The organism is Chryseobacterium tagetis (genome assembly GCF_016735585.2).
Lineage (GTDB): Bacteria > Bacteroidota > Bacteroidia > Flavobacteriales > Weeksellaceae > Chryseobacterium > Chryseobacterium tagetis.
This window is the reverse complement of record NZ_JAERSE020000001.1, coordinates 923,511-948,174: the sequence shown is the minus strand read 5'-3', so window position 1 is coordinate 948,174 and position 24,664 is coordinate 923,511. Positions and strand designations below refer to the sequence as shown.

Annotated in this window: 19 protein-coding genes; 11 read left to right on the top strand and 8 right to left on the bottom strand. The window is 35.5% G+C overall.

Annotated features, from left to right (window positions below):
• Window positions 1-112: 112 nt before the first annotated feature.
• Window positions 113-1,255, bottom strand: a complete 1,143-nt coding sequence (locus tag JI747_RS04140; RefSeq protein ID WP_225686479.1) for a DEAD/DEAH box helicase — start codon at window positions 1,253-1,255, stop codon at window positions 113-115.
• 166 nt (window positions 1,256-1,421) lie between these two features.
• Between JI747_RS04140 and pncA the strand changes: the two genes are divergently transcribed.
• A complete protein-coding gene (pncA, locus tag JI747_RS04135; RefSeq protein WP_225686478.1) occupies window positions 1,422-2,027 on the top strand; it encodes a bifunctional nicotinamidase/pyrazinamidase in 606 nt (201 codons plus the stop codon).
• 235 nt (window positions 2,028-2,262) lie between these two features.
• Here the strand turns inward: pncA and JI747_RS04130 are convergent, their stop codons facing one another.
• Window positions 2,263-3,225 (bottom strand): pseudouridine synthase, encoded by a 963-nt coding sequence (locus JI747_RS04130; protein ID WP_394371121.1) that lies wholly within the window; start codon window positions 3,223-3,225, stop codon window positions 2,263-2,265.
• Window positions 3,226-3,513: 288 nt separating this feature from the next.
• Here JI747_RS04130 and aroB point away from each other — a divergent pair, with 288 nt between their 5' ends.
• The 3 genes from aroB to JI747_RS04115 all read left to right on the top strand — a co-directional run bounded on the left by aroB (window position 3,514) and on the right by JI747_RS04115 (window position 6,276).
• Window positions 3,514-4,560, top strand: coding sequence for a 3-dehydroquinate synthase (gene aroB, locus JI747_RS04125; RefSeq protein WP_225686474.1), 1,047 nt, complete (start codon window positions 3,514-3,516; stop codon window positions 4,558-4,560).
• Window positions 4,561-4,815: 255 nt separating this feature from the next.
• Window positions 4,816-5,460 (top strand): porin family protein, encoded by a 645-nt coding sequence (locus JI747_RS04120; protein WP_225686472.1) that lies wholly within the window; start codon window positions 4,816-4,818, stop codon window positions 5,458-5,460.
• Between the two features lie 234 nt (window positions 5,461-5,694).
• The gene (locus tag JI747_RS04115; RefSeq protein ID WP_225686470.1) at window positions 5,695-6,276 is read left to right on the top strand and encodes a porin family protein; all 582 of its coding nucleotides are present in this window, start codon (window positions 5,695-5,697) and stop codon (window positions 6,274-6,276) included.
• A 73-nt stretch (window positions 6,277-6,349) separates the two neighbouring features.
• Here the strand turns inward: JI747_RS04115 and purF are convergent, their stop codons facing one another.
• The 5 genes from purF to JI747_RS04090 form a co-directional block, all read right to left on the bottom strand.
• Window positions 6,350-7,849, bottom strand: coding sequence for an amidophosphoribosyltransferase (purF, locus tag JI747_RS04110; RefSeq protein ID WP_225686468.1), 1,500 nt, complete (start codon window positions 7,847-7,849; stop codon window positions 6,350-6,352).
• A 117-nt stretch (window positions 7,850-7,966) separates the two neighbouring features.
• A complete protein-coding gene (purC, locus tag JI747_RS04105) occupies window positions 7,967-8,686 on the bottom strand; it encodes a phosphoribosylaminoimidazolesuccinocarboxamide synthase (protein WP_225686466.1) in 720 nt (239 codons plus the stop codon).
• 17 nt (window positions 8,687-8,703) lie between these two features.
• On the bottom strand, window positions 8,704-9,402 hold the full coding sequence (locus JI747_RS04100; protein WP_225686464.1) for a DUF3307 domain-containing protein: 699 nt from the start codon (window positions 9,400-9,402) through the stop codon (window positions 8,704-8,706).
• A gap of 1 nt (window position 9,403) precedes the next feature.
• Complete coding sequence (locus JI747_RS04095; RefSeq protein ID WP_225686462.1) at window positions 9,404-10,009, bottom strand: SatD family protein; 606 nt, start codon at window positions 10,007-10,009, stop codon at window positions 9,404-9,406.
• Between the two features lie 136 nt (window positions 10,010-10,145).
• Window positions 10,146-11,051, bottom strand: a complete 906-nt coding sequence (locus tag JI747_RS04090; RefSeq protein ID WP_225686460.1) for an AraC family transcriptional regulator — start codon at window positions 11,049-11,051, stop codon at window positions 10,146-10,148.
• Window positions 11,052-11,174: 123 nt separating this feature from the next.
• Here JI747_RS04090 and JI747_RS04085 point away from each other — a divergent pair, with 123 nt between their 5' ends.
• The 3 genes from JI747_RS04085 to JI747_RS04075 are packed head-to-tail and all read left to right on the top strand — an operon-like array spanning window position 11,175 to window position 16,369.
• Complete coding sequence (locus JI747_RS04085) at window positions 11,175-12,404, top strand: MFS transporter (protein WP_225686458.1); 1,230 nt, start codon at window positions 11,175-11,177, stop codon at window positions 12,402-12,404.
• Window positions 12,405-12,406: 2 nt separating this feature from the next.
• Window positions 12,407-13,897 carry a trehalase family glycosidase gene (locus JI747_RS04080; RefSeq protein ID WP_225686456.1) on the top strand — a complete coding sequence of 497 codons (1,491 nt, stop codon included), beginning with the start codon at window positions 12,407-12,409 and terminating at the stop codon, window positions 13,895-13,897.
• A 39-nt stretch (window positions 13,898-13,936) separates the two neighbouring features.
• Window positions 13,937-16,369 (top strand): TonB-dependent receptor, encoded by a 2,433-nt coding sequence (locus JI747_RS04075; protein ID WP_225686792.1) that lies wholly within the window; start codon window positions 13,937-13,939, stop codon window positions 16,367-16,369.
• Window positions 16,370-16,447: 78 nt separating this feature from the next.
• On the opposite strand, the gene JI747_RS04070 is transcribed toward JI747_RS04075, so the two are convergent.
• The gene (locus JI747_RS04070) at window positions 16,448-18,313 is read right to left on the bottom strand and encodes an endonuclease (RefSeq protein ID WP_225686453.1); all 1,866 of its coding nucleotides are present in this window, start codon (window positions 18,311-18,313) and stop codon (window positions 16,448-16,450) included.
• Window positions 18,314-18,504: 191 nt separating this feature from the next.
• Between JI747_RS04070 and JI747_RS04065 the strand changes: the two genes are divergently transcribed.
• The 4 genes from JI747_RS04065 (at window position 18,505) to JI747_RS04050 (ending at window position 24,505) form a co-directional block, all read left to right on the top strand.
• Window positions 18,505-19,644 (top strand): acyl-CoA dehydrogenase family protein, encoded by a 1,140-nt coding sequence (locus JI747_RS04065; RefSeq protein WP_225686451.1) that lies wholly within the window; start codon window positions 18,505-18,507, stop codon window positions 19,642-19,644.
• 325 nt (window positions 19,645-19,969) lie between these two features.
• Window positions 19,970-22,903 carry a reprolysin-like metallopeptidase gene (locus JI747_RS04060; protein ID WP_225686449.1) on the top strand — a complete coding sequence of 978 codons (2,934 nt, stop codon included), beginning with the start codon at window positions 19,970-19,972 and terminating at the stop codon, window positions 22,901-22,903.
• Between the two features lie 464 nt (window positions 22,904-23,367).
• Window positions 23,368-24,078, top strand: coding sequence for a glycohydrolase toxin TNT-related protein (locus JI747_RS04055; RefSeq protein ID WP_225686448.1), 711 nt, complete (start codon window positions 23,368-23,370; stop codon window positions 24,076-24,078).
• Between the two features lie 10 nt (window positions 24,079-24,088).
• Window positions 24,089-24,505, top strand: coding sequence for a hypothetical protein (locus JI747_RS04050; RefSeq protein WP_225686447.1), 417 nt, complete (start codon window positions 24,089-24,091; stop codon window positions 24,503-24,505).
• The last annotated feature ends 159 nt before the right edge of the window (window positions 24,506-24,664 follow it).

The window sequence follows — 24,664 nt, the reverse complement described above, 5'->3', positions numbered from 1 at the left end:
GGACGAATTTTGAGAATTAGTTTTTGTAAATTTATCAAAAATCCGAGAATTTCAAATATGAAAAAAGCTTCAATTCTATAAAAATTGAAGCTTTTTTATGTAAAATCAGAGATTAATAACCGTGCAGATTAATATCTTCTGTTCTTTGTAATGGTATTTTCTTCCCCATTTTCTTTTGAATCACACGGAAATGCTGTAATTCATCGTCTGTCAGGATATTTATCGCAGCTCCTTTTTCATTCGCACGACCGGTTCTACCGATACGGTGAATATAGTCTAAAGGGGAACGTGGCAACTCATAATTGATAACATAAGGTAAAGCATCAATATGGATTCCGCGGCCAATTAAATCTGTGGCAACCAGAATCTGAGCGCCTTTTCCTTTAAATTCTTCTAAATTGTTTCTACGTGCACCCTGCGATTTTTGACTGTGAATGGCAACCGCTTTTATTTTATTTTTCTTTAGTTTTTCTACCAGATTATCGGCTGATCTTGTAGAAGAAACAAAAATTAAAGCTTTTTCAATGTTTTTTTCTTTAATTAAATAACGTAAAAAAGGGCCTTTATTTTCGGGTGAAACATGATAAGCCAACTGTTCGATAGTATCAATTTCAACTTCTTCTTTTTTGATTTCAATAATCGTAGGGTTGATTGATAAACGTTCCTTCATTTCGGAAACCTTGTCATTTAAAGTCGCAGAAAACAACGTTACTTGTTTTGCTACGGGTATCATGGCAAAAAGCTTATTCATTTCTTCACCAAAACCTAACTGAAACATTTTATCAGCTTCATCAATAACCAAATGCTGGATTCTGGAGATACTCAATGCGTTGTGCTCAATTAAATCTAACAAACGACCGGGTGTTGCGATAAGAACTTCTACTCCAAACGCACCCTTCATTTGCGGATTGATGGAAACTCCCCCATAAACAGCCATAGTACGAACCTCACGTTTTAAGTTTTCTGTAAAAGCTCTGAAAACTTCATCAATCTGAATAGCCAGTTCTCTTGTAGGAACCAATACTAAAACCTGAACATTTCTGTCTTTTTTAACTTCGGTATTCTGTAGTTTTTCTAAGATCGGCATCACAAAACAAGCCGTTTTTCCGGAACCTGTCTGCGCAATTCCCATCAGATCTTTTCCCTGTAAAATAACAGGAACAGCCTGCTCCTGAATAGGAAATGGCTTTAAATACCCCAATTTTTTAACAGAATGAATAATATTGTGTGATAATCCTAAAGATTCAAATGACATAAAAAACTTATTTTGTGCAAAGATAAGCTATTGATATGGTATATCTGAAATACGCGATAATGATTGTCTTTATTGCTACAATGCCGATTTGTCCGAAAATTAATTTTTGGACAAATTTTTGAAGATTAGTTTTTGTAAATTTATCAAAAATTCGAGAATTCAAAATATGAAAAAAGCATTAATAATAGTCGATGTACAGAACGATTTTTGTGAAGGAGGTGCATTGGCTGTTCCGGGAGCAAATGAAGTTATTCCTTATATTAATCTTCTGATGGAAGAAAATGAGTACGATCAGATTGTACTGACACAGGATTGGCATCCTTCAAATCATAAAAGTTTTGCAAGCAATAATGACAGAAAAGTGGGTGAAAGCATTATTTTAAATGGTGTTCCTCAGTTTATGTGGCCAGATCATTGTGTACAGGGAACTTTCGGTGCAGAATTTCATAAAGATCTGAACAGAGAAAAAGTAACGCATATCATTCAGAAAGGTAAAAATACTGAAATAGACAGCTACAGCGGTTTTCAGGATAACAATCACTTTATGAAAACAGGGCTGGATGATTTCTTGAAATATCATGAAATACAACTGGTAGAAATCGTTGGTTTAGCGATGGATTACTGTGTAAAATTCACTTGCCTGGATGCTGCTGCGAACGGATATGTTACGTGCTTACATTTTAAAGGAACCAAAGCAGTGAATGTAAAGCCTGAAAATGGAAGAGATGCTATTTACGAAATGATCCAGAAAGGGGTGACCATTTTAGGATAGTTTTTAGTTTTAGTTATGAATTATAAATTATGAGTTTTTCAAGCTGTGGAAAATTTTTCTGCTTATGATTTATGCTTTTACCTCAATAAATTAATATCTGTAGTTTGTCATTCTGAATGAAGCGCAGCGCAATGAAGAATCTCTTTAGCTGGTAATCGAATGGCAGATAGAAAATAAAAAAGACGCTGAATTTTTCAGCGTCTTTTTTTATTTGATTTTAAAATTACTTTATTAATTAAAGCATTTTAAGATTGTTAACTTCTAGTTCTGTAAGAATTCTCCAGTGTCCTCTTTTGATATTCTTCTTCGTCAATCCGGCAAACATTACTCTGTCAAGAGCTTCCACTTCATATCCTAATCGTTGGAAAATTCTTCTGATTACACGGTTCCATCCGATGTGGATCTCGATACCTACTTCAGTTTTAGGTTTCCCTTCAATGAAAGAGATCTGATCTACAACCGCGATTCCTTCGTCCAAACGAATTCCTTCCGCAATTAACTTCATATCCTCATGAGTTAACTTTTTATCTAACGTTACATGATAGATCTTTTTTGCATCAAATGATGGGTGAGTCAACTTCTTGGTCATGTGTCCGTCATTTGTTAAAAGGATAACCCCTGTTGTTGATCTGTCAAGTCTTCCTACAGGAAAAACGCGATAAGGAGAAGCATTGGCTACTAAATCCATTACAGTTTTTCTTGCTTTATCATCTTTTGTGGTAGAAATATATCCTTTTGGTTTGTTCAAAAGAACGTAAACCGGCTTCTCAGGAGTGATATTTTGTCCGTCAAAAACTACTTTATCCGTTTTCTGAACCTGATATCCCATTTCAGTTACCACTTTGCCGTTTACTTCAACTAAACCTTGAGTGATCAGTTCATCCGCTTCTCTTCTGCTGCAAATTCCTGAATTGGCAATATATTTATTAAGACGAATGGTATCCTTATGAATATCTTTTTCTATTTTGTTCAGTCTTCTTTTTTGTACGAAAGATTTTGCACCATCCTGATTTCTGTCATCTCCACTTCCCGGCCTTCTACCGTATTTTAAGCTGCCTCTTTCATATTTATCTCTAGTGTCAAAGCTATTGGGTCTGCTTCCTCCTCTTTTAGGTGCAGATTTTCCAAAAGATTTTTTTTCTTCACTCGAATTGGTAATAAAGTCTGTTTGTTCAGTTTTCCCAAACTTCTTATCCATTCTGTCCTGGTAACTTGTACCACTACTCTTTCTGGAATCTGAATTTCTTTCTCCTGCTTTAGGAAAAGATTTTTTGAAAGGTTTAGCTCCGGAATTTCCTGATCTTGAAGCACGAGAATCATCAGAATTATTTCTTGTTGAACTTCTTGGTTTCTTTGGTCTTCCTGAATTATTGTCTCTGCTCATGCTAAATATTTGTGCAAAGATAGTAATTTAATAACGAGTTAAAAATTAAGAATCATAACTTTGCAATATAGTTTTATAATTAACCCCACAGAAAATCTGAAAATGATAACAATATTAAATGATAACTTTTCTCAATTAAACGAATTCTTACACGAAAATACGTTTAGCAAAATTTTTATTCTTGTTGATGAAAACACCCATGAATATTGTCTTCCTATCCTTTTAGGAAACATGGAGACGGACTTAGGGTTTGAAATTCTTGAGATAGAAGCAGGAGAAGAAATGAAAAATATCCAGACTGCCAATCAGCTTTGGGAGATCTTGACAGAAATGCAGGCAGACAGAAAAGCATTAGTTATCAATCTTGGTGGCGGTGTGATTACAGATATGGGAGGTTTTGTAGCTTCTACTTATAAAAGAGGAATTCAGTTTATCAATATTCCTACCACCCTATTATCAATGTGCGATGCTTCTATAGGAGGAAAAACCGGAATTGATTTGATGCATTTTAAAAATATGGTAGGAACTTTTACCTTCCCAGAACAAATTTTTATCTATCCTAAATTTTTAGAAACCCTTCCCTTCAAAGAATTAAGAAGCGGATTTGCAGAAATGCTAAAACATGGATTGATTGCTGATAAAACCCATTGGGAAAACCTTATTCATATAAACAAATTAGATACAGAAACTATAATTCCTCATATTCAGGCATCAATGAATATTAAGCAGAATGTTGTAGAGCAGGATTTTCATGAGAAAAATATCAGGAAAACGCTAAACTTCGCTCATACGATTGGACATGCAATCGAAAGTTTATGTCTGAGTCAGGGAAATCCTATTCTTCACGGAGAAGCAGTTGCAGCCGGAATGATCTGTGAAGCACATCTTTCTTATCTTGAAGGTCTTTTATCCGAAGAAGATGCAAAAGTTATTATTGAAAATGTTCAAAAATATTATCCATATTTAGATATCAGTGACTTTAAAGATGAAGATATTTTTGCTTTATTATTAAATGATAAAAAGAATGTAGACAGTAAAATCAACTTCTCTTTACTTTCAGGAATTGGAATATCTGTTTTTGACCATCAATCCAACCAGAAAAATATTATAGAAACATTGAGTTTTTATAGAAAATTAAACAATGCTTAGTTGTTTTATTTAATTTTTTAAAGCAGTTTTTAATGAAAAATAGAATTTAGAACTGTTCTAAAGAGTATTTTAAAACTATTTTTATTTTATTGAATATCAGTTTTATATAAAATATAGCCGTCAAGTCGTTTGACGGTTTTTTTATTGGTTTTTTTCTGTTTTTATTTTTGGCAAGCAATTTGAAAGATACTCCCCGTCTGATGAAAATCAAGAAGTAGTAAAATTTAAAAATAGTAGCACTAAAAATTTGAAATTATGAAAAAGTTAATTTTAGGATTAGCCGTAATGGCAAGTTCATTGGCGTTTGCGCAGCAGACAAAATCTTCATCGAGTCCGGTTCAGTTTGGTATTAAAGCCGGAATGAACGTTGCTTCTCTTTCCAAAGATCAGGGATTAGATGATCAGAAATCTAAAATTGGTTTTAATGCAGGTGTTTTTGCTAACATTCCGGTGGCTAGTTCATTCAGCATTCAGCCAGAGGTTTTGTATAGTGACTTAGGAGCAAAAGTAACGACAAAAGATGTTATTCTAGGAAATACCTATACCACAGAATCTTCAAGAAACTTAGGATATATTACAGTGCCTTTAATGTTCCAGTACAAATTTGTTCCTAATTTTTATTTAGAAGCAGGTCCTGAGTTTGGTTTCATTGTAAGTGCGAAAGATAAATTCAAGAGCTCTACAAACGGAAACTCCAACGGTTCTCAAACTACGGATTTAAGTACAGATGACTTCAACTCGTTCAATTTCGGTGTGGGTATTGGAGCAGGATATTATTTTACAGATAATATTGGTCTTACGGCGAGATATGTTGCCGGAGCGACAGATATCTATAAGAATAATAACGGAGATGCTGTAAGAAATAATGTATTCCAGGTTGGATTAGCATTTAAATTCTAGGACAGTTTATCATTCAGAAAACAAATTTTAATTTCAATAAAAAATGTCAGGCTTACTTTTAAGTCTGGCATTTTTGTTTGGATACAACTGAAAACAAACTATTTCTCTATTTTATTTTTAAATAAAATGTATGCATTTTTTTATAGATAATAAATTAAATTAATAAATTTTGGCAAGAAATTTGCATATTGATGTTTAAAAATAGTACAAATCATTAATCTAAAAATAATAATTATGAAAAAAGTATTTCTAGGACTTACTATTGCAATCAGTTCTTTAACATTCGCTCAACAAAAAGCTTCAGCTTCACCAGTATCATTTGGTGCAAAAGCTGGCTTGAATGTATCAAGTATTTCTGGTGGAGATTCTAAAGCTAAAGCTGGATTTTATGGAGGTTTGTTTGCCAACATTCCTGTTGCATCAAGTTTTAGTGTTCAGCCAGAGGTTTTATACAACGGATTAGGAGCAAAAGCAGATGGAATGGAAGATTTAAAAGTGAATTTAAGCTATATTTCCGTTCCTGTAATGTTTCAGTATAACGCTCTTCCCAATCTTTACTTAGAAGCAGGTCCACAATTTAGTTTTTTAATAGACTCTAAATTCAAATATCAATCTGCATCTGTAAAAGCTAATGATTATATCAAAAGTTTCGATTTTGGAATCGGTATTGGAGCAGGGTATTATATTACTAATAATTTTGGCGTTACAGCTAGATTTGTTGCTGGTGTAACAGATATCGCTAAGGAATCTGGAGGTGTACAAGCGGAAGGAAAAAATAATGTATTCCAAATAGGTTTAGCGTACAAATTCAACTAAACAGTTTTGTTTTCAATAAAAAAAGTCTGACTTAATTTTTAAGTCAGACTTTTTTATATCATTAAAAGAAAGATTAATTAAATAACTCTAATTCTTCTCCTTTTCCTACAGGATATTCTTCTGTGAAACATCCGAAGCAGTGATTCGCAGAGCCTAAAATGCTCTTTAAATTATCTATGCTTAAAAATTCTAAAGAATCTACTCCTAAATAATTTCTAAGTTCTTCGGTTGTCATATTTGCGGAAATCAAATCATCTTTTGATGGGGTATCAATTCCTAAATAACAAGGAGCAATAATTGGTGGAGAAACACTTCTGAAGTGGATTTCTTTCACCCCTGCATCTTTAAGGATTTTAACCAATCTTTTAGACGTAGTTCCACGAACGATAGAATCGTCGATAATGACTACTCTTTTATCCTTGATTTCAGAAATAATAGGATTAAGCTTCAGATTCACTACTCTTTCTCTCATTTCCTGAGTCGGTACGATGAAACTTCTTCCGATATATCTGTTTTTAATCAGAACCGGACGGAAAGGAATCCCCGAAGCTTTAGCAAAACCGATTGCAGCCGGAACTCCCGAATCAGGAACTCCAATGACTAAATCTGCTTCTACAGGAGCCTGTTCCCAGATTTTCTCTCCAGACTTTTCTCTGATTTCGTAAACGTTGATATTTTCTAAAGAAGAGTCAGGTCTTGCAAAATAAATGTACTCGAAAGAACAGATTCTTTGCTTAGCCTTCGCTTCGTCAACCATAATGGAGTGAAGTTTTCCAGGCTCGTTTTCATTAGTGTAAATGATTTCTCCCGGTAAAATATCACGAACATATTGAGCGCCAACAGCATCTAAAGCCACAGATTCTGAAGCAACAACGTAAGAATTTTCGTTGATAGCTCCTAAAACCAAAGGTCTGATTCCGTTGAAATCTCTGAATGCAAAGAATTTATTTCTCGTCATTCCCACCACTGAATAGGCTCCTTCGATTTTCTCCATGGTTGCTTTGATCGCTCCACGAAGTCCTAAATCAAGGTTTTTTTGAATCAATCTTAAAATAACCTCAGAATCCGAAGTTGCTCTGAAAACAACACCTTCAGCTTCTAATTGAGCCTTCAGTTCTTTTGCATTGGTAAGGTTACCATTATGCGCGATTGAAAGGATAATCTGGTCATATTCGTTTTTCGCGAAAAATGGCTGGAAATTATACTTCTTTTTATCTCCTGCAGTCGTATAACGTGTATGTCCGATTGCAGAATTTCCCATAAAAGTTTCGGGATCAGGGATCTCTTTATAAACGTCCAAAACCAACCCTTCATCTTTCATGTTAGTGATTTTCCCGTCTTTTAATACTGAAATACCACAAGCTTCCTGGCCTCTGTGCTGTAATGCAAAAAGCCCGAACTGTGAAAGAGAAAACGTATCCAGATCGTCATCAGAATACATTCCGAAGATACCACACTCCTCATTGGGAGCATCCAGTCTTTCTTCTTCCTGCGTTCTGAAAAGATTTCTTCCGTAGGTTTGAGTTTCAAACTGTTTTAAATATTCACTTTTATGAATGTCTAAACTTTTCATTTCTATTTTTTCTAAATTTTGATGATGGAAGCTGGGAGCTCGAAGTCTGAAGTTTATCACTAAACTTTCTATTTTTGCCGAAAACTTCCAGCCTCCAACTTCTGGCTTCTAGCCTAATTATTTACCTAGTAAAGTCTTCAATCTGTTGTAGATCTCAACATACGCCTCAGTAACTTCACCAAGATCTCTTCTGAATCTGTCTTTATCCAGTTTTTTCATAGTATCTTTATCCCAAAGTCTGCAAGTGTCAGGAGAAATTTCGTCAGCTAAGATGATCTCACCGTCAGAAGTTTTTCCTAATTCAATTTTGAAGTCAACAAGAATGATGTTCATTTTGTCAAATAGATCGATCAGGATTTCGTTGATGTCTGAAGTTAATTCATACATTTCATCAAGCTCTTCATACGTTGCAGCACCTAAGAAAACAGCGTGGTGATCGTTGATAAGCGGATCTCCTAATTCGTCTTTTTTGTAGCAGATATCGAAGATGGTAACCGGAGATTTAATTCCTTCTTCCACTCCTAATCTTTGAGCCATACTTCCTGCAGAATAGTTTCTCACTACCATTTCTAAAGGAATAATAGATACTTTTCTTACCAACTGCTCTCTTTCGTTCAATTGTTTAATGAAATGAGTCTTAATCCCTTTTTCATTCAAATATTCAAAAATAAGCGTTGTGATGGCATTGTTCATTTCGCCTTTCAAATCAACAGATCCTCTTTTTTGAGCATTAAATGCTGTAGCATCGTCTTTGAAACGTACAACTACTTGATCAGGATTATCGGTAGCAAATACCTGTTTTGCTTTCCCTTCGTACAACATTTCTTTCTTTTCCATTTCTTACTAGATTTATTTTATTGTTTAATTAAAATTCCTGTTAAAACAGCCATTCCAAAGCTCAGTAATGTACCAATGAGTACATATTCTGTCAGTTTTCTTTGTTTGGCCTGTGCCAAGTCGCTGAATCTGAAAACAGATTTTGCAGCCACCATAAAACCTACGCCTTCCCAGTGATTCACCATGATAAAAGTGAAAACGAGTAAACGTTCTAAAATTCCAATATATTTTCCGGCACTTGATAAAGATTCGGTTTGTATATTGCTGATTGTCTCCGGAACGGGCGTCCATGAAGACAGTAATATTTTAATAAAAATTGATGCTGGTGTCGTTAAAAACAGTACTGCCATCAATATTTTTAAGAAGTTCTGATCTTTTAAAAATTCTAAATTAAATTCGTTAAAGCAAAAAGAAACTCCTGTAATTACTACAATATGTAAAGCCTGATCGATGAAAAACCAGTTTTTTTTATTTTTACTGGTCTGAAAACTCAGTTTTGCAGCATCGATAATCAAGTGTGAAATCCCCACCAAAGCGGCTACCCACCAAAGTTTTACATTCCAAAGAAAAATAAAACTTAAAATGGTGTGAATCAGAATATGAAGGTACAAATATTTACTATTAAGTTTTTTGTTTTCCTTCTCTGCAACCCAAGAATTTGGCTGAAGAATAAAGTCTCCGAGTAAGTGTGCCAATATGAGTTGAATAAAAATCATCTTACAGTTCTGAAATTTTCTTTCTAAAATATTGATTAGTCTCTACAATAAGCTCGTAGTTTGCACGTTTCAGTCGCTGGCTTATGGAGGATTGTGATATGTTAAACCTTTTTGCCAGGTCTTCCTGTGTAATATCTTGATTCATAATCATCTCGTGGATGATTTCTGAAGTCGCCATTGTCCAATTGTCAAAATCCTTTGATGACCATTTAAGAAGGATGTTCAAATCTTTATTTACTGAATCATTAGAGGTTTTGATAGCAACGGTGTGACCGTCGTTTTTTAAGTCATTTAGTAATCTTCCTGAATGTACATAGGCTGTCCCGTTGGATTCTGTAATTTTTTCAGAAGAAAAATTTTCTTCCCCAATTCCAATGGCAATTCGTACGTCTAAATTTTCCTGACTTTTTATTAATGATTTTATGGCTAAGAAACGCCAGAAAACGGCATCTATATTACATTTGAACTGAAACTCATCTCCTCTGTAGATTTCCCATGTGTGAGGAGCGCTTCCCCAATTTTCGAGAAGATTTTTAAGTCTGGTGATCCAAACTTCTGTTTCCGCGTGTTGTGAATTTATAATATCTCCGGTAATGACCGCTATCATTTTGCAAATATAAGCATAATTACTTATAAATAAAAAATATAAGCAGAAAGACTTATAGATATTGATTATTAGTGAATCTGCTTATATCAATAATCTGATTTTCCTATATAAAATGGTGAGATAATGTTTGAATTTATCAGAATGAAGCCTTAATTTTCACCTCATCTTCTACTTTCAAATCTATATTCACTTTATTATGCGCAAAGTTCTTAATGAATTCTGAAGGGGTTTTCTCTGTGTATTTTTTAAACATTCTGTTGAAATACGTTACATTATTAAAACCACAGCTGTAACTGCACTCTGAAATACTTTTATCCTGTGCCATCAATAAACAGGCTTTATTAATTCTATATCGGTTCACAAATTCTGTAAAGGTGATCTGTGTCGCTTTTTTGAAAAAATTGCAGAAAGCAGGCAATGTCAGATTCGCCAGTTTTGCGACATCTTCAATATTGATTTCTTTATCATAGTGATGTTCTACGTAAGTGAAAATATTTTCAAGGCGTGTTTTGTTCTTAGAGATAATGGTATAAGGCATGATTTCCTTGTTCAGAAGCTCATAATGTTCACATTTTGAAAGTTCAAACAAAATTTCAAGCAATAATAAATACCTTTTATATCCTTCTGATTTCAACATGAGTTTCAATTTTGGAAGCATTGTTTTATGCACCTCATCGTGAAAGTGAATTCCATATTTTGATAACTCCAAAAGATTTTTTATTGACCTCGCCTCTATTTCCTGCTGCGGAAATTGCAGAATTTCATCTTTGAACTGAAGCACAATTTCTTCATGCGGATCAATAGAATTCAAGCCAAAACCTGAATGCGGAATATTGGATCCGATTAACACCAGATCACCATTCGTATAATTGCTTTTATGATAACCAACATGTCGGGTTCCGTTCCCGGAAATCACGCAGACAAGTTCAATTTCGGGATGATAATGGTATTCCCATTTGAATTCTGAAATAGGCGAATTGTTGTGAATCGTGCGAAAAGAGCTCTTTTCATCGGGGACTACCCTTTCAAAAGTGACTTTCATTTAATTAATCAAATTTTATTGACTAAAATAATAATTATATTAATATAGTTCAAATATTGATTTATCATGTTAAATTAATGTGAAGTCAAATGCTTCTATCTTAGCCCACAAGAAATTATATGAATGAAAAATTTCAATATTAAAGCAGTTTTATTTTTAAATTATTTCGTTTTTGCGATTCTCCTAAATTCTGTAGGAACCGTAATTCTTCAGGTTCAGCAAAACTTTGGTATTTCCAAGTCTCATGCGAGTGTTTTGGAAGGTTTCAAAGATTTACCGATTGCAATCTGCTCATTCATTCTGTCCTCATTTTTACCAAAGATCGGAATCAAAAAATCAATGCTGATTGCTTTATTGTTGGTGAGCTGTATGTGTTTTGTAATGCCTTTCACCAATGATTTCTGGTTTTTTAAACTCTTATTTACCATTGTCGGAATTTCTTTCGCTTTAATTAAAATTTCAGTCTTTACCTCCATCGGATTGGTGACAAATACAGATAAGGAGCATTCAAGTTTTATGGGTTATCTGGAAGGTTTTTTTATGATCGGCGTATTAATGGGAAATGTTTTATTTAGTTTGTTCATAGATGACCATAATCCAAGATCGACCCATTGGCTGAATGTATATTGGGTACTGGGAGGAATTTCAAGCTTGTCATTTTTGTTTTTATTCTTGACAAAACTAGACGAGCATGAAGCAAAAAGTGAAAAAACAGATTTGCTGGGCGATTTAAGAAACAGTACGAGTCTGTTTGGGTATAGAAAAGTGTTGTTCTTTTTACTGTGTGCATTCCTTTTCGTTTTGGTTGAACAAAGTTTCCAGACCTGGACTCCTACTTTTTATAAAGAAATTCTAAAAGTTCCGACTTCGATGAGTATTCAGGCGGGAGCCGTTTTGGCAGGAGCTTTCGCATTGGGAAGGTTTTTGTCGGGTTTCTTTTCAAAAAAATTCAGCTGGATCTATGTAGTGTCTTTTTGTGTGGTTGGTTTTGCTATAAGTATTTTATTGGTACTTCCATTAACTCATCATATTAATATCGATGAAGGAACAACGTGGTTAAATGCTCCATTGGTTGTGTACTTATTTCCTTTAATGGGAGGCTTATTGGCTCCGATATATCCAAGTATCAACTCTGTCATTTTAGCATCTATTCCCAAATATTTACACAGTGCCATGTCAGGTTTGATTGTCGTTTTCTCTGCAATCGGAGGAACAATCGGATCGATAATTACCGGTTTTGTATTTCAGGAATTCAGTGGACAGCAGGCATTTTACCTTTCATTAATCCCCCTTTCCCTGTTGATTATTTCGGCCATTTTCATGAATAAATTAAAAATAAATCCAAAAAAATAAAGATGAATAAACAATTATACATAAACGAAATCAAGGATCTTTTTGATGATGTACAACGGTCAAAAATTTTCGAAGACCAGAAGATGATGACCGATGCGGTTCCGTTATTTCCAATCGATGAAATAAATGCAAAATATGAAACGGAAAAACAGTCGGGAAATTTTGATCTGAAGGCATTTATACTGTCCAATTTCGACTTTTTAGGAGCGAAAGTTTCGATTCACAGAGAACAGCAATTGCCAATAGAAGAGCATATTGAAAAACTTTGGGATGAACTGACGAGAACCGCTTACGAAGAAAAAGGAACTTTATTGAAGCTCCCAAAGCCTTATATCGTTCCAGGAGGACGTTTTAATGAGTTTTTCTATTGGGATAGTTACTATATCATGCTCGGTTTACAAGCTTCGGGAAGAATTGAGATGATGGAAAACATTATTGAGAACTGCTCTTATTTAATTCAGACTGTTGGATTTGTTCCAAATGCGAGCCGGACGCATTTTTTAAGCCGTTCTCAACCACCCTATTTTTCGCTGATGCTGGATCTGCTTTTTGAAACGACAAAGGATGAAAATATTTATATCAACTATCATGATACTTTAGAAAAAGAATATGCTTTCTGGATGAAGGGTGTTGAAAGATTAGAAAATGGCTTAAGTTCCGAAAGAGTTTTGAAAACCAGTAACGGAGATATTTTAAACAGATATTACGATGAAGAAAATGCACCGCGTCCTGAAAGTTATTTAATAGATATTGAAGATGCTGAGAATGCCGGAGAAGAGTTTTACCGAAATATCAGAAGTGCCTGTGAATCGGGTTGGGATTTTTCCAGCAGATGGTTTGCAGACGGAGAAAATATACAAACGATTGAAACTCTGAATTTGGCTCAAATTGATCTGAATTGCCTGTTGTGGCACTTGGAAACAACATTAGTGAAATCCTCATCACTCAATAATTTACCAGAAAAAGAAAATATTTTCAAAGAAAAAGCAGAAAGCAGAAAGCAGATGATCGACAAGTATTTCTGGGACGGAAATTCCGGAACTTATAAGGATTATCACCTGAAAAAAAATAGAACCACCTCATCTGAGCATATTGCAGTTCTTTATCCCTTATTTCTGGGATTGGCAAATGAAGAGCAGGCAAAATCCGTGGCAAAAAATATCGAAGAAAAATTTCTGTATCAAGGCGGATTGGTGACCACTACAAAGAAAACCGGACAGCAATGGGATCTTCCGAATGCTTGGGCGCCATATCAATGGTTGGGCTTTAGATCAATGAAAAATTATGGTTTCGATGGTTTAGCTGAAAAGATTAAAAATAACTGGTGCGCGAATGTAGAAAGAGTGTATAAAAACACAGGAAAATTGATGGAAAAATACAATGCATTAGATATAGAAACGGTTGCAGGAGGCGGAGAATATCCTAATCAGGATGGTTTTGGATGGACGAATGGAGTGTATCTCAAATTGAATCAAAATCAAAATCAAAATTAAACTAACTATAAATTATCAAGGCTATGAAAAAAAAAAACGATCTTTTTACTTGCCGGAATTGCAACACTGTATTTTAATAATACGTATGCTCAGGAAACGACTCCACAGGATTCTACGAGAACGGCATCTATTGATCAGGTAGTAATTACAGGAAACTCCAATCCAAAAAAGAAAATAGAATCCAGTACAGCAATTTCCACTTTTACAGCGAAAGAAATTCAGAAGCAAAACCCGATCAGTGCGGCTGCTTTGTTACAGAGAGTTCCGGGGTTTGCTGTGGAAACTTCGGGTGGTGAAGTTGGAAACAATCTTTTTGCCAGAGGGATTCCTTCTGCAGGAGCATATGAATTTGTACAGGTTCAGGAAGACGGACTTCCGGTTTTTGAAGACGGAGCGTTGCAGTTTGCCAATGCAGATAATTTCTTCCGTGTAGATAATTCGGTAAGCAGACTGGAGGCATTGAGAGGAGGTTCAGGGTCTATTTATGCTAATAATTCTCCCGGAGGTCTGATCAACTTTATTACAAAGGAAGGGAGCAATGATTTTAAAGGAACCGCAAAACTGGAGACCAGTACTTATGGTTTGATGCGTACTGATGTCAATTTAGGTGGTGCTTTGGTACAGGATAAGTTATTCTTCAATGTCGGTGGCTTTTACAGAACAGATAACGGAATCAGAAAAACAGGTTTTAAAGCCAATAATGGCGGACAGGTGAGAATGAATCTTAAATATGTCTTCGATAAAGGGTATGCTAAAGTATATTATAAAAAATTGGATGACAGAAATACCTTCTTCCTTCCTATTCCTTTGTCTCAAAATGGAAATGACTTGAAAGAATTCCCTGGATTTGATGCTAACTACGGAACATACAGCTATAGAGCAATCAGTCAGTTGAATATTCCGCAAGCGGGAGGAGGATTTTTCAACAGAAACTTAGAAGACGGGATTCATCCGAGAGTTGATGTGTTAGGAGCTGAATTTAAATATGATCTGGGAAATAATTTCTCTGTGGTCAATAAAACAAGGTATACGAATATCAATATGAACTATACCGGAATTTTCCCGGCTGGAGGACCTCAAACGATGGCTGATTTTGCTCAGTCGGAAGGGATCACGGGAAATAATTATCAGTATTCATTGGTAAGTAACGGAGCGATTGTAAATCCTGCGTATGTTCAGAAATTAGGTTTCTGGGCCATTGATAAACAGATGAATAACTTTGTCAATGATTTACAGTTCAATTATAAATTTGATAAAGGAAATGTAACGGCAGGTTTTTATAAATCGAACTGGAAGTCTCATCAATACTGGAACTGGAGCAATATTTTAACAACGGCAATGGATCGCCCGGAACTTTTGAATTTGGTTGATACTTCCTTAACGCCATCAAGTACGGGATATTCTAAAACTTATAACGGAGTTACAGACATGTCATTCCTCGTTAGAGATTCTCAAATTCAGGGAAGTCTGAATGATTTGTATTTGAATTTAGATTATAATATCACCGATAATTTGAGTTTTAATGGAGGGATCCGTTATAGCAAAGATTCTTATAAAGGATATGGCGTCAATACAACTACTTCAAATTTGAATAATTCAGGACTGACAACAGACGGAACGCATTCTTTCTTAACAACTACAGCCGATGATAATATGGCGGTGTTAGGAAATAAATATACCTATTGGTACTACGATGTAAACAGAGTGTCTTTCACAACAGCATTGAATTATAAAATCAATAAAGAAAATGCGGTGTATGCCCGTTTTTCTAATGGATTCAGATCTCCGAATGAAGAGGCATACTATAATAATATGAATGATTTGTCTGCAATAAAACCGGTAACTACGAATCAATTGGAAGTTGGATATAAATACTATTCACGAACATTTGATGTTGCGGTGATTCCATTCTACTCTACTTTGAAAAATCTTTCATTCACCGATGTATTCTCTGACGGAACTTCTGAAAATAAATTTGCCAATACCACTAACTATGGATTGGAATTGGAAGGGTATGCAAGATTATTCAATAATTTGCTGGAAGTGACTTTCAACGGAACAATTCAGAATCCGAAATATAAAAACTTCACAGGAATGGATGCAGCAGGTAATTTCTTTGATTATGACGGAAATACTGTAAGAAGAATGCCGAAATTCTATTTTAATATTACTCCGGCCGTGAATATAACAAAACAATGGAGAGCGTATGTAAGCATGAATTACTATGGTAAACGTTTCCAGGATGAAGCGAATACGGATAAAAATATCCTGCCTTCATTTTCAGAATTCGGAGCCGGAACTTCTTATCAGTTAGGAAAAATAAGACTTGCGGTTGACGGAACGAATATTTTCAACACGATTGGGATTACAGAAGGTGATCCAAGATCTCCACTCACAGGAACCGGAGATATCAGAATGGCGAGACCTATCATGGGAGCTGCTGTAAGAGCTTCAATTACGCTAGATTTCTAAAATTAGTTTCTCTAATAAATTAAAAAAAACCGTCAGAAAATTTCTGGCGGTTTTTGTTGTTATAGTAAAAGTATAAACCTACTTTTTGATAAACGGATAGATTTTCTCATCAAGTTTTAATAAATAAGAACCTGTAGATAAATGCTGAACAGAAATGTTCTTTTTGTTTCTGAACGGAACTTTTTCTGTAGAAATCACTTTTCCTGAGTAGTCTAAAATTTGTGCAGATTTTATCTCTTCCGTTTTTCCGCTTACAAAAATATTTTCGTTAGCAGGATTCGGATAAATCTTAAGCCCTTCTTCATGGGAAGTAATAAGATCTGAAGTTGATAACGATCCTAAGTTCTGACAATAGTTGCTTGCGTAAGAGTCCCACTCTGAAATGGCAAAGCTTGTCGTTGGTTGTGTTACCGTTGATTTTCTGTACAAAGAAACGTTTCCTAATGTTGAAGAATTACTTGTGCCGTAAACACCAATTGCATCTACTGTTGTTGACTGATATCTTAATTCCAGATACTGGCTTCCTGAATACGTCATCTGTGGCGCTGCGGTTACAAATTTTGCCTGACCTATGGTGTAACAGGAAAAATTAGCTTCTGGATGAAGTACTACAAATGTTTCGTTATTCTGAACAATGCCTTCCAATTCGTAAGGGGCCGGAAAATAATAACTGCTTCCGCTTGAAAACTGAATGGATAATCTGTAATCGCTCAGGTTTACGGGATGCCCTGTTTTATTGGTAATTTCTAATCCTTTGTTATTTGAAGTGCCTTCTAGATATTTTGTAATCATCAGATCTTTAGCATAGCTGTCAGTAGCTAAAGTTGTTGCAGAGGCTACGTTACTGTCTGAAGAAAGCAGATAGCCGTTATCATAAGCTTTAACGGTAAAAGTATACGCTGTTGAAGGTGTTAAATGATCTACACTGAAAGTTGTATTTTTCGTTGCTCCAACTAAAGTCCCGTTTTGGTAGATTTTATAGCCAATTACATCTGTGCTTGAACTAGGAGTCCAGCTTAATGTGGTGAAATAAGCGCTGTTTTGAGTTACGCTTAAGTTGGTAGGAGCTTGTGGTGCAACCGTATCAGGAGTCTGTCCCCAGATTGCATTTACCCAAGCCGGATTATCAATAAAAGGATTTCTGTTTTTCTGTATAGCATACACTTCATTGTTTCTGTCGATTTCCCTTTGAGAAACCGGATCTTGCTGATTCCATTGAAGAAGCATGGCAATGTAAGCGGGATCAAACGCTCTTTCTTCCGTTCCATCCAATGGATTAGTATCAGAAGCCGGGTTTGCATTATTGTTAAAATTGAAAGTTCCTAATTTACCCTCGTATCTTACAGCAAAATATAATAAACTTCTCGCAACATCTCCCTTAAACTCATTGATAGGTTCGTAAACACGGCCTGTATAAGTTATTCCCGGAATGGCACAGTTTCCGATTCTGGAAGTATTGGTAAAGGTATAAAAGGTTGTAGAACCCGCAATTCCGTATGGATAATTGCTCCTTAACTGATTGATTCTTGCATCTGTAGGAACTACATAAAACAGATCAGAATACATAGGGTAATTGCTGTAGAATGTACTTTGAGGCATCATGTGCTCACGGTTCCAGCCCTGTCCTTCTGCACTTGCGCTTCCAATAATATTTGCGGTGGTGTATTCATACGCATCCGGTCCTGTCGGAATTTCAGAATAAATATCTAATAAAATAGTCGTATTACTGGGACCGTAGTCATAATATTTATCTAAATCTGTCTGGTTATAATAATTGGTAAGATCACTGTAATGCCAGTTGATATTCTTTGCAGAAATAATGTCATGAAGCTTTGATTTCAGCGCATAACCGCTCAATCCGGTTGCGCTGTCATAATATCCTGCAGGAGCCTGTGCTGCAAAATACGATGAAATCAAAATTACAGGGAGTAGAAGTTTTTTCATGTTTTAATATTGGAAGGCAAAATTAGTAAATTATTAGACTTGTTTTTTAGAAAAATTTATTAAAAAATCATTAAATATCAGAATATAAAAAATTGAAAACTAAAGCTTTGTTTATGAATTAGTATGGAAAAAATAATTTTTTTGGACGTTCCGCCAATTTATTTATCTTTGGGAACTAACTATTATCTATTATGAATACAGAGACTATTGACAACATTAAAATGATAGCGGAAACAGCAAGAGAATTTGCTGAGAAGAATATCAGACCTAATATTATGGAGTGGGATGAAAGCCAGACTTTTCCTAAAGATTTGTTTCATCAGTTAGGTGAAATGGGTTTTATGGGGATTGTTGTTCCTGAGCAGTACGGAGGTTCTGGTCTTGGTTATCATGAATATGTTGCGATTCTTGACGAGATTTCTCAGGTAGATCCGTCTATCGGTCTTTCTGTGGCGGCTCACAACTCTCTTTGTACCAATCATATCTATGAATTCGGAAATGAAGAACAAAGAAACAAGTGGCTTCCTCAGTTAGCTTCAGGTAAAGTAATCGGAGCTTGGGGATTGACGGAGCATAATACAGGTTCAGATTCAGGAGGAATGTCTACAACTGCTGTGAGAGATGGCGATGACTGGATCATTAGTGGGGCTAAAAACTTTATTACACACGCGATTTCCGGAGATATTGCAGTAGTAATGACAAGAACAGGTGAAAAAGGAGCTAAAAATAACTCAACGGCTTTTGTATTGGAAAAAGGAATGCCTGGTTTTACTTCTGGTAAAAAAGAAAACAAACTGGGAATGAGAGCTTCAGAAACAGCTGAATTGATCTTTGATAACGTTCGTGTACCAGATTCTCACCGTTTAGGAGAAGTGGGTGAAGGTTTCAAACAGGCGATGAAAATTCTTGACGGAGGTAGAATTTCTATCGCTGCATTAAGTTTAGGAACAGCTAGAGGAGCTTATAAATCAGCTTTAAAATATGCTAAAGAAAGACATCAGTTCGGGAAATCAATTTCTCAATTCCAGGCGATCAATTTCATGTTAGCAGATATGGCCACTGAAATCGATGCTTCTGAGCTTTTGATTCAAAGAGCGGCAACATTGAAGAATGCTAAACAAAAAATGACAAAAGAAGGAGCAATGGCAAAACTATATGCTTCTGAAGCTTGTGTAAGAATTGCTAATAACGCCGTTCAGATCTTCGGAGGTTATGGATATACAAAAGACTTCCCTGCTGAGAAATTCTATAGAGATTCTAAGCTTTGTACAATCGGAGAAGGTACTTCTGAGATCCAGAGATTGGTTATTGGTAGAGATATTACAAAGTAATTTTACTTTCGGAACAGAAAATAATGGAGTTAGTTTGAAGAAAATGCTACTAAATTATTTAAGATCTGTAAAAAATAGAGTTTAAGTTTTGTATAAACCGACTCTAAACTATAAGTTTTAAAAATTAGAATTATATTATTAATAACCTAATAGCATACGTATTTTGCGTGTGCTATTTTCTTTTTCAGAAAAAATAATATTTAAACCATTTTCAATGTATTGCATAATATTTTAAATGAATAGTCTAAAATTTTCTTAAAAAACTTTGTTTTTCATAATATAATTTTTATTAGCTTTGATATTCCACAAACAAAATAAAGATTATATGAGAAAACAATTATCGATGATTGGAGTGCTTCTGATCTCAGGCATTTCTTTCGCGCAAACCGACCGTCTTTGGTCTGAAGGCTCAAGAAAAACAACTTCAGAAATTTTCGAAAACAAGTCTTCCATTACTACTCCCAGAGTTTTCAGTCTGGATATTAACGGGCTTAAAAATGTTCTAGCAAAAGCTCCCAAAAGACTGGCAGCAGGAGAAAAATCAACAATCATTATCTCCTTCCCGAATTCTGAAGGAAAAATGGAAAACTTTAAAGTAAGAGAGAATTCCAACTTTGCGCCTGAACTTGCAGCGAAATATCCAAACATTAAATCTTATGTAGGAACAGGGTTGGAAGATCCTAATTCTACAGTCTATTTCAGTATTTCCCCCTTAGGATTGTCATCAATGGAAATTTATGGTGATAAATCAGCTGTTTTTATCGAGCCTTATACAAAAGATCTTTCTACTTATGTAGTGTACAAAAAGTCTGATAAAAAAGATGATCTGAGTAAATTTGAATGCAGTGTCATTGATGTTGCTCAGAAAGGAGCGGCAATTACTACAAATATTGCGGCAAGACCTAATGCAGACGATGCGTTGTTGAGAACATTCAGACTCGCATTATCCTGTACAGGAGAATATACAACCTATTTCGGAGGAACAAAAGCCAATGCTTTGGCAGCAATGAATAATACCATGACCCGTGTAAACGGAGTTTTTGAAAAAGACTTTGCAGCAAGAATGGTTTTAATTGCCAATAACGATGCGGTAATTTATACTAATGCTTCTACTGATCCTTATTCCGCAGCTTCAGGAATGAGCAGCTGGAATTCTCAGCTTCAAAGTACCTTAACATCGGTAATCGGAGAAGCTAACTACGATATCGGTCACTTATTCGGAGCTTCAGGAGGTGGCGGAAATGCAGGTTGTATCGGCTGTATCTGTACAAACGGTTCAAAAGGAAGCGGTTACACCTCTCCTGCTGATGCAATTCCTTCCGGTGATAACTTCGATATTGATTATGTAGCTCACGAAATGGGACATCAGTTTGGTGGAAATCACACCTTCTCAATGAGTAATGAAGGAACGGGAGCAAATATGGAACCAGGTTCAGGATCAACCATTATGGGATATGCCGGAATTACAAGTCAGGATATTCAGGCACATTCAGACTCTTTCTTTCATGCGATCAGTGTACAGCAGATTACCAATAATATAAAAGCTAAAACCTGCTCTGTAAATACATCTACAGGAAATTCAATTCCTACAGCCAATGCAGGTTCAGATTATACCATTCCGAAAGGAACACCGTTTATGTTAACAGGTTCCGGAACTGATGCCAACGGAGATTCTCTAACCTATATTTGGGAACAGATGGATAATGCATCTTCATCACAAACAGGGGCTAGTTCTGCAGCAAGTGCTACAAAAGCTACGGGACCAACGTTCAGATCCTGGACTCCACAAACAACTCCAACGAGATACTTCCCGAGAATGGCATCTGTGTTGGCGGGAGCAACCACAACAGCAGGCTCAGAAATTACAGTGGAAGCTTTATCTAACGTAGCCAGAACCTATAATTTCAGATTTACGGTTCGTGACAACAGAGCCGGGGGTTCCGGAAATAATTCTGATGATGCAATAATTACGGTAAACGGTACAGCCGGCCCTTTCAGTGTTAGCTCGCAAAATTCAGCAACAACTTATTCCGGAGGAACTTCCCAAACAGTAACCTGGAATGTAGCCGGAACTACAGCGAATAATGTAAACGCAGCCAACGTAGATATTCTTTGGTCTACAGACAGCGGAAATACATGGACTACTCTACTAGCTGGAACTCCAAATGACGGGACTCAGGCAGTAACGATTCCTAATGTTTCTACCACTACAGGAAGAATCATGGTAAAAGGTTCAAACCATATTTTCTTCGACGTAAACAACGCAAATATTACTGTGAATGCAGGTTCAGGATCTTCAGATACTGTGGCTCCTACAGCACCTACATTAGCAGCTTCAGGCACTACTTCTACAAGCACAAATCTTTCTTGGTCAGGAGCAACAGATAACGTAGCAGTTACAGGTTACGATGTATATCAGGGCGCTTCATTGATCGGTTCCACAGCATCTACTTCTTATACTGTAACAAGTTTGACTCCTTCTACAACGTACAGCTTTACTGTAAAAGCAAAAGATGCAGCAGGAAATGCTTCACCTTCAAGCAATACGGTTTCTGTAACGACTCTTGCAGGAAGTACAGTTTCTTACTGTTCAGCTTCTGCCAATAATACAGCAGACGAAAGAATTGGAAACGTGAAATTCGGAACTATTAATAACACTTCTACAGGAACTGCCGGTTATGAAAACTTCACTTCGGTTTCAACCAATGTAACAAGAGGTTCTGCGTATACCATTTCTGTAACTCCGGTTTGGACATCAACAGTTTACAGTGAAGCTTATGCCGTTTATATTGATTATAACGGAGACGGTGATTTCACAGACAGCGGGGAACTGGCGTGGTCTAAAACAGGTTCTACAACCACTCCGGCAACGGGATCTATCACAATTCCTGCAACAGCAACACTTGGAAACACAAGAATGAGAGTAATGATGCAGTACAGCTCAGTACCTTCATCTTCTTGCGGAACGTATACATACGGACAAGTAGAAGATTACACCTTGAATATTGTTTCATCCGGAAGAGGAGACATACTTGATACTAAAGATCTGGCAACAGATATCAAGGTGTATCCGAATCCGGCTAGAGATATATTACATATTTCAAATTCGGCTTCAGAAGATTATAAAATCTTCGACATGGGTGGAAAACTAATTAATTCAGGAAAACTTGAAAGAGGCTCTGTAAATGTTAGCAGTCTTATCAAAGGCGCTTATATTATTCAGATTGGAGAGGTTTCTAAGAGATTCATTAAAAACTAATAACATTTTACTGCATTTATTGTAGGACTGCCTGTGAAAACAGGCAGTTTTTTGTTTTAAAAACAGGAGCCTTTATTCCTGATATTAAATTTAAAATCAATTCAATATAAATATTAAATATTCTTTTAAAAATAATTATGAATGTACAAATGTTAAATTTTCTTAAAAAAAATAATAGTCAAATGAATTTTTTATTTAATTTTATCACCGAAATTATTCTTATTGTACCGCCTACCCGACTTGTCTTTAAGGGAAGCTCTGAAATATATTTTTAGAAAACAGGTACTATTATTTTCCCTGATTTTATTTTACCATGTATTTTCAATTCAGATGATTTGAAAAGGGATATTATATAATAACTTCCTGTAAAAATGTAAGAAGATCAGACATGAAATCTTTTCTGACAAGTTATCAGGATGAGCGATCAGCTCATCATTGTCTGTTACATAATTTAAAATTTTTATATGAAACATTTATTTAAGTATTTATTTTTTTTATCAACAGCTTTCTTATCAATTGCCTGTAATTCGGATAGTGAGGTAGAACCACATATCCCCAATGTTCAAACGGTATTCTACAAAAGTGCCAACGAATTTGCAGCAACTTATGATACCGGAGGAAAAGTCAGTCAGCCAACAAGAGATCGCATATTTACACTCTATAAGCAAGGAAAATGGGGAGAATTAGAATCTCTTTTTAAAGCAGATAATTTAAACGGAGGATGGCCACCTGCAAACGGAGGATATAATATCGTTGATGATGTCCCTTTTCAGGCAGGGCAAAAATTTGACAGATACAGCGGTGCGATCGGTACTTATAACGGAACTGGAGTTCCTACTTTAGGAGGAAGCTTTACAAGCCCGATCATTAATGGATACGTCTATACCTTTTCACAGAGAGCCTTAAATCAACCTGAAAGTGCCTATGATTTCTATTACGAAATAGAAGTGTTAAATAATTCACTACCTTTCAAATCTCAAATTGCAGATATTATTCCTTGGTTTGGTCAAGTTGGAGGAGGTGTACAGAACATGTGGAAAATTCCTATTGATGCTACAACAGGATATCAGAAAACATGGAATAAATTAGCCCAGGAAGGGTATATCAAAATTACCATAAAAAAAAGTCCGAGCGGGAAATATAATAATTTGGTGGGTACAGTGATCCAAAAATAAACAAACCTGAATGCATTCGATAGTAAACAAAATAATTCTGGGTAAAAAAGCCCTTATTGCAAAAGACTACTTTACAAACGATGAGATTGTTCCGTTGGTAATAGTAAAGTTTACCTGCAATACCTGTAATCACATAAATGTACTTGAAATAACTCCCTATGAATCCGGATTTCCAATCTTTCAGCTCTACAATGAAGACAAGGTATTAACGAAAACTGAGCTTTTAAATAATAATGTAGTGAAGACAACATCTCCGGGAAGAATTCATTTTGGAGAATTAACGGTGAATGAGCTGCCTACATTATACTTTGGAACTCAATGTGAATCCTGTAAATCCAACTATATAGGAGTTTTCAGCTATGGAGAAAAGCAGCCTGGATTGACTGTTTTAGATATTTCAGGGATTTGGGAATATCAGGAATTATAATCATTGAATTAAAAAATGGCAATTATATACAATCCTGCTATCCAAATTATGATGACTCTGTCATTCTGAATGTAACGCAGTGAAATGAAGAATCTATGCTATAGTGAGATTCTTCCTTCGTCAGAATGACAATGCTGTAAAATTTTATATAGTCGCCTA

Bases quoted from the DNA above. Each gene is read 5' to 3' on its own strand.
- JI747_RS04060 (WP_225686449.1), top strand. From the start codon at position 19,970: ATGAGAAAACAATTATCGATGATTGGAGTGCTTCTGATCTCAGGCATT.
- pncA (WP_225686478.1), top strand. From the start codon at position 1,422: ATGAAAAAAGCATTAATAATAGTCGATGTACAGAACGATTTTTGTGAA.
- JI747_RS04120 (WP_225686472.1), top strand. From the start codon at position 4,816: ATGAAAAAGTTAATTTTAGGATTAGCCGTAATGGCAAGTTCATTGGCG.
- JI747_RS04130 (WP_394371121.1), bottom strand. From the start codon at position 3,225: ATGGATAAGAAGTTTGGGAAAACTGAACAAACAGACTTTATTACCAAT.
- JI747_RS04050 (WP_225686447.1), top strand. From the start codon at position 24,089: ATGCATTCGATAGTAAACAAAATAATTCTGGGTAAAAAAGCCCTTATT.
- purC (WP_225686466.1), bottom strand. From the start codon at position 8,686: ATGGAAAAGAAAGAAATGTTGTACGAAGGGAAAGCAAAACAGGTATTT.
- JI747_RS04070 (WP_225686453.1), bottom strand. From the start codon at position 18,313: ATGAAAAAACTTCTACTCCCTGTAATTTTGATTTCATCGTATTTTGCA.
- purF (WP_225686468.1), bottom strand. From the start codon at position 7,849: ATGAAAAGTTTAGACATTCATAAAAGTGAATATTTAAAACAGTTTGAA.
- JI747_RS04085 (WP_225686458.1), top strand. From the start codon at position 11,175: ATGAAAAATTTCAATATTAAAGCAGTTTTATTTTTAAATTATTTCGTT.
- aroB (WP_225686474.1), top strand. From the start codon at position 3,514: ATGATAACAATATTAAATGATAACTTTTCTCAATTAAACGAATTCTTA.
- JI747_RS04140 (WP_225686479.1), bottom strand. From the start codon at position 1,255: ATGTCATTTGAATCTTTAGGATTATCACACAATATTATTCATTCTGTT.
- JI747_RS04055 (WP_225686448.1), top strand. From the start codon at position 23,368: ATGAAACATTTATTTAAGTATTTATTTTTTTTATCAACAGCTTTCTTA.
- JI747_RS04090 (WP_225686460.1), bottom strand. From the start codon at position 11,051: ATGAAAGTCACTTTTGAAAGGGTAGTCCCCGATGAAAAGAGCTCTTTT.
- JI747_RS04115 (WP_225686470.1), top strand. From the start codon at position 5,695: ATGAAAAAAGTATTTCTAGGACTTACTATTGCAATCAGTTCTTTAACA.
- JI747_RS04065 (WP_225686451.1), top strand. From the start codon at position 18,505: ATGAATACAGAGACTATTGACAACATTAAAATGATAGCGGAAACAGCA.
- JI747_RS04100 (WP_225686464.1), bottom strand. From the start codon at position 9,402: ATGATTTTTATTCAACTCATATTGGCACACTTACTCGGAGACTTTATT.
- JI747_RS04080 (WP_225686456.1), top strand. From the start codon at position 12,407: ATGAATAAACAATTATACATAAACGAAATCAAGGATCTTTTTGATGAT.
- JI747_RS04095 (WP_225686462.1), bottom strand. From the start codon at position 10,009: ATGATAGCGGTCATTACCGGAGATATTATAAATTCACAACACGCGGAA.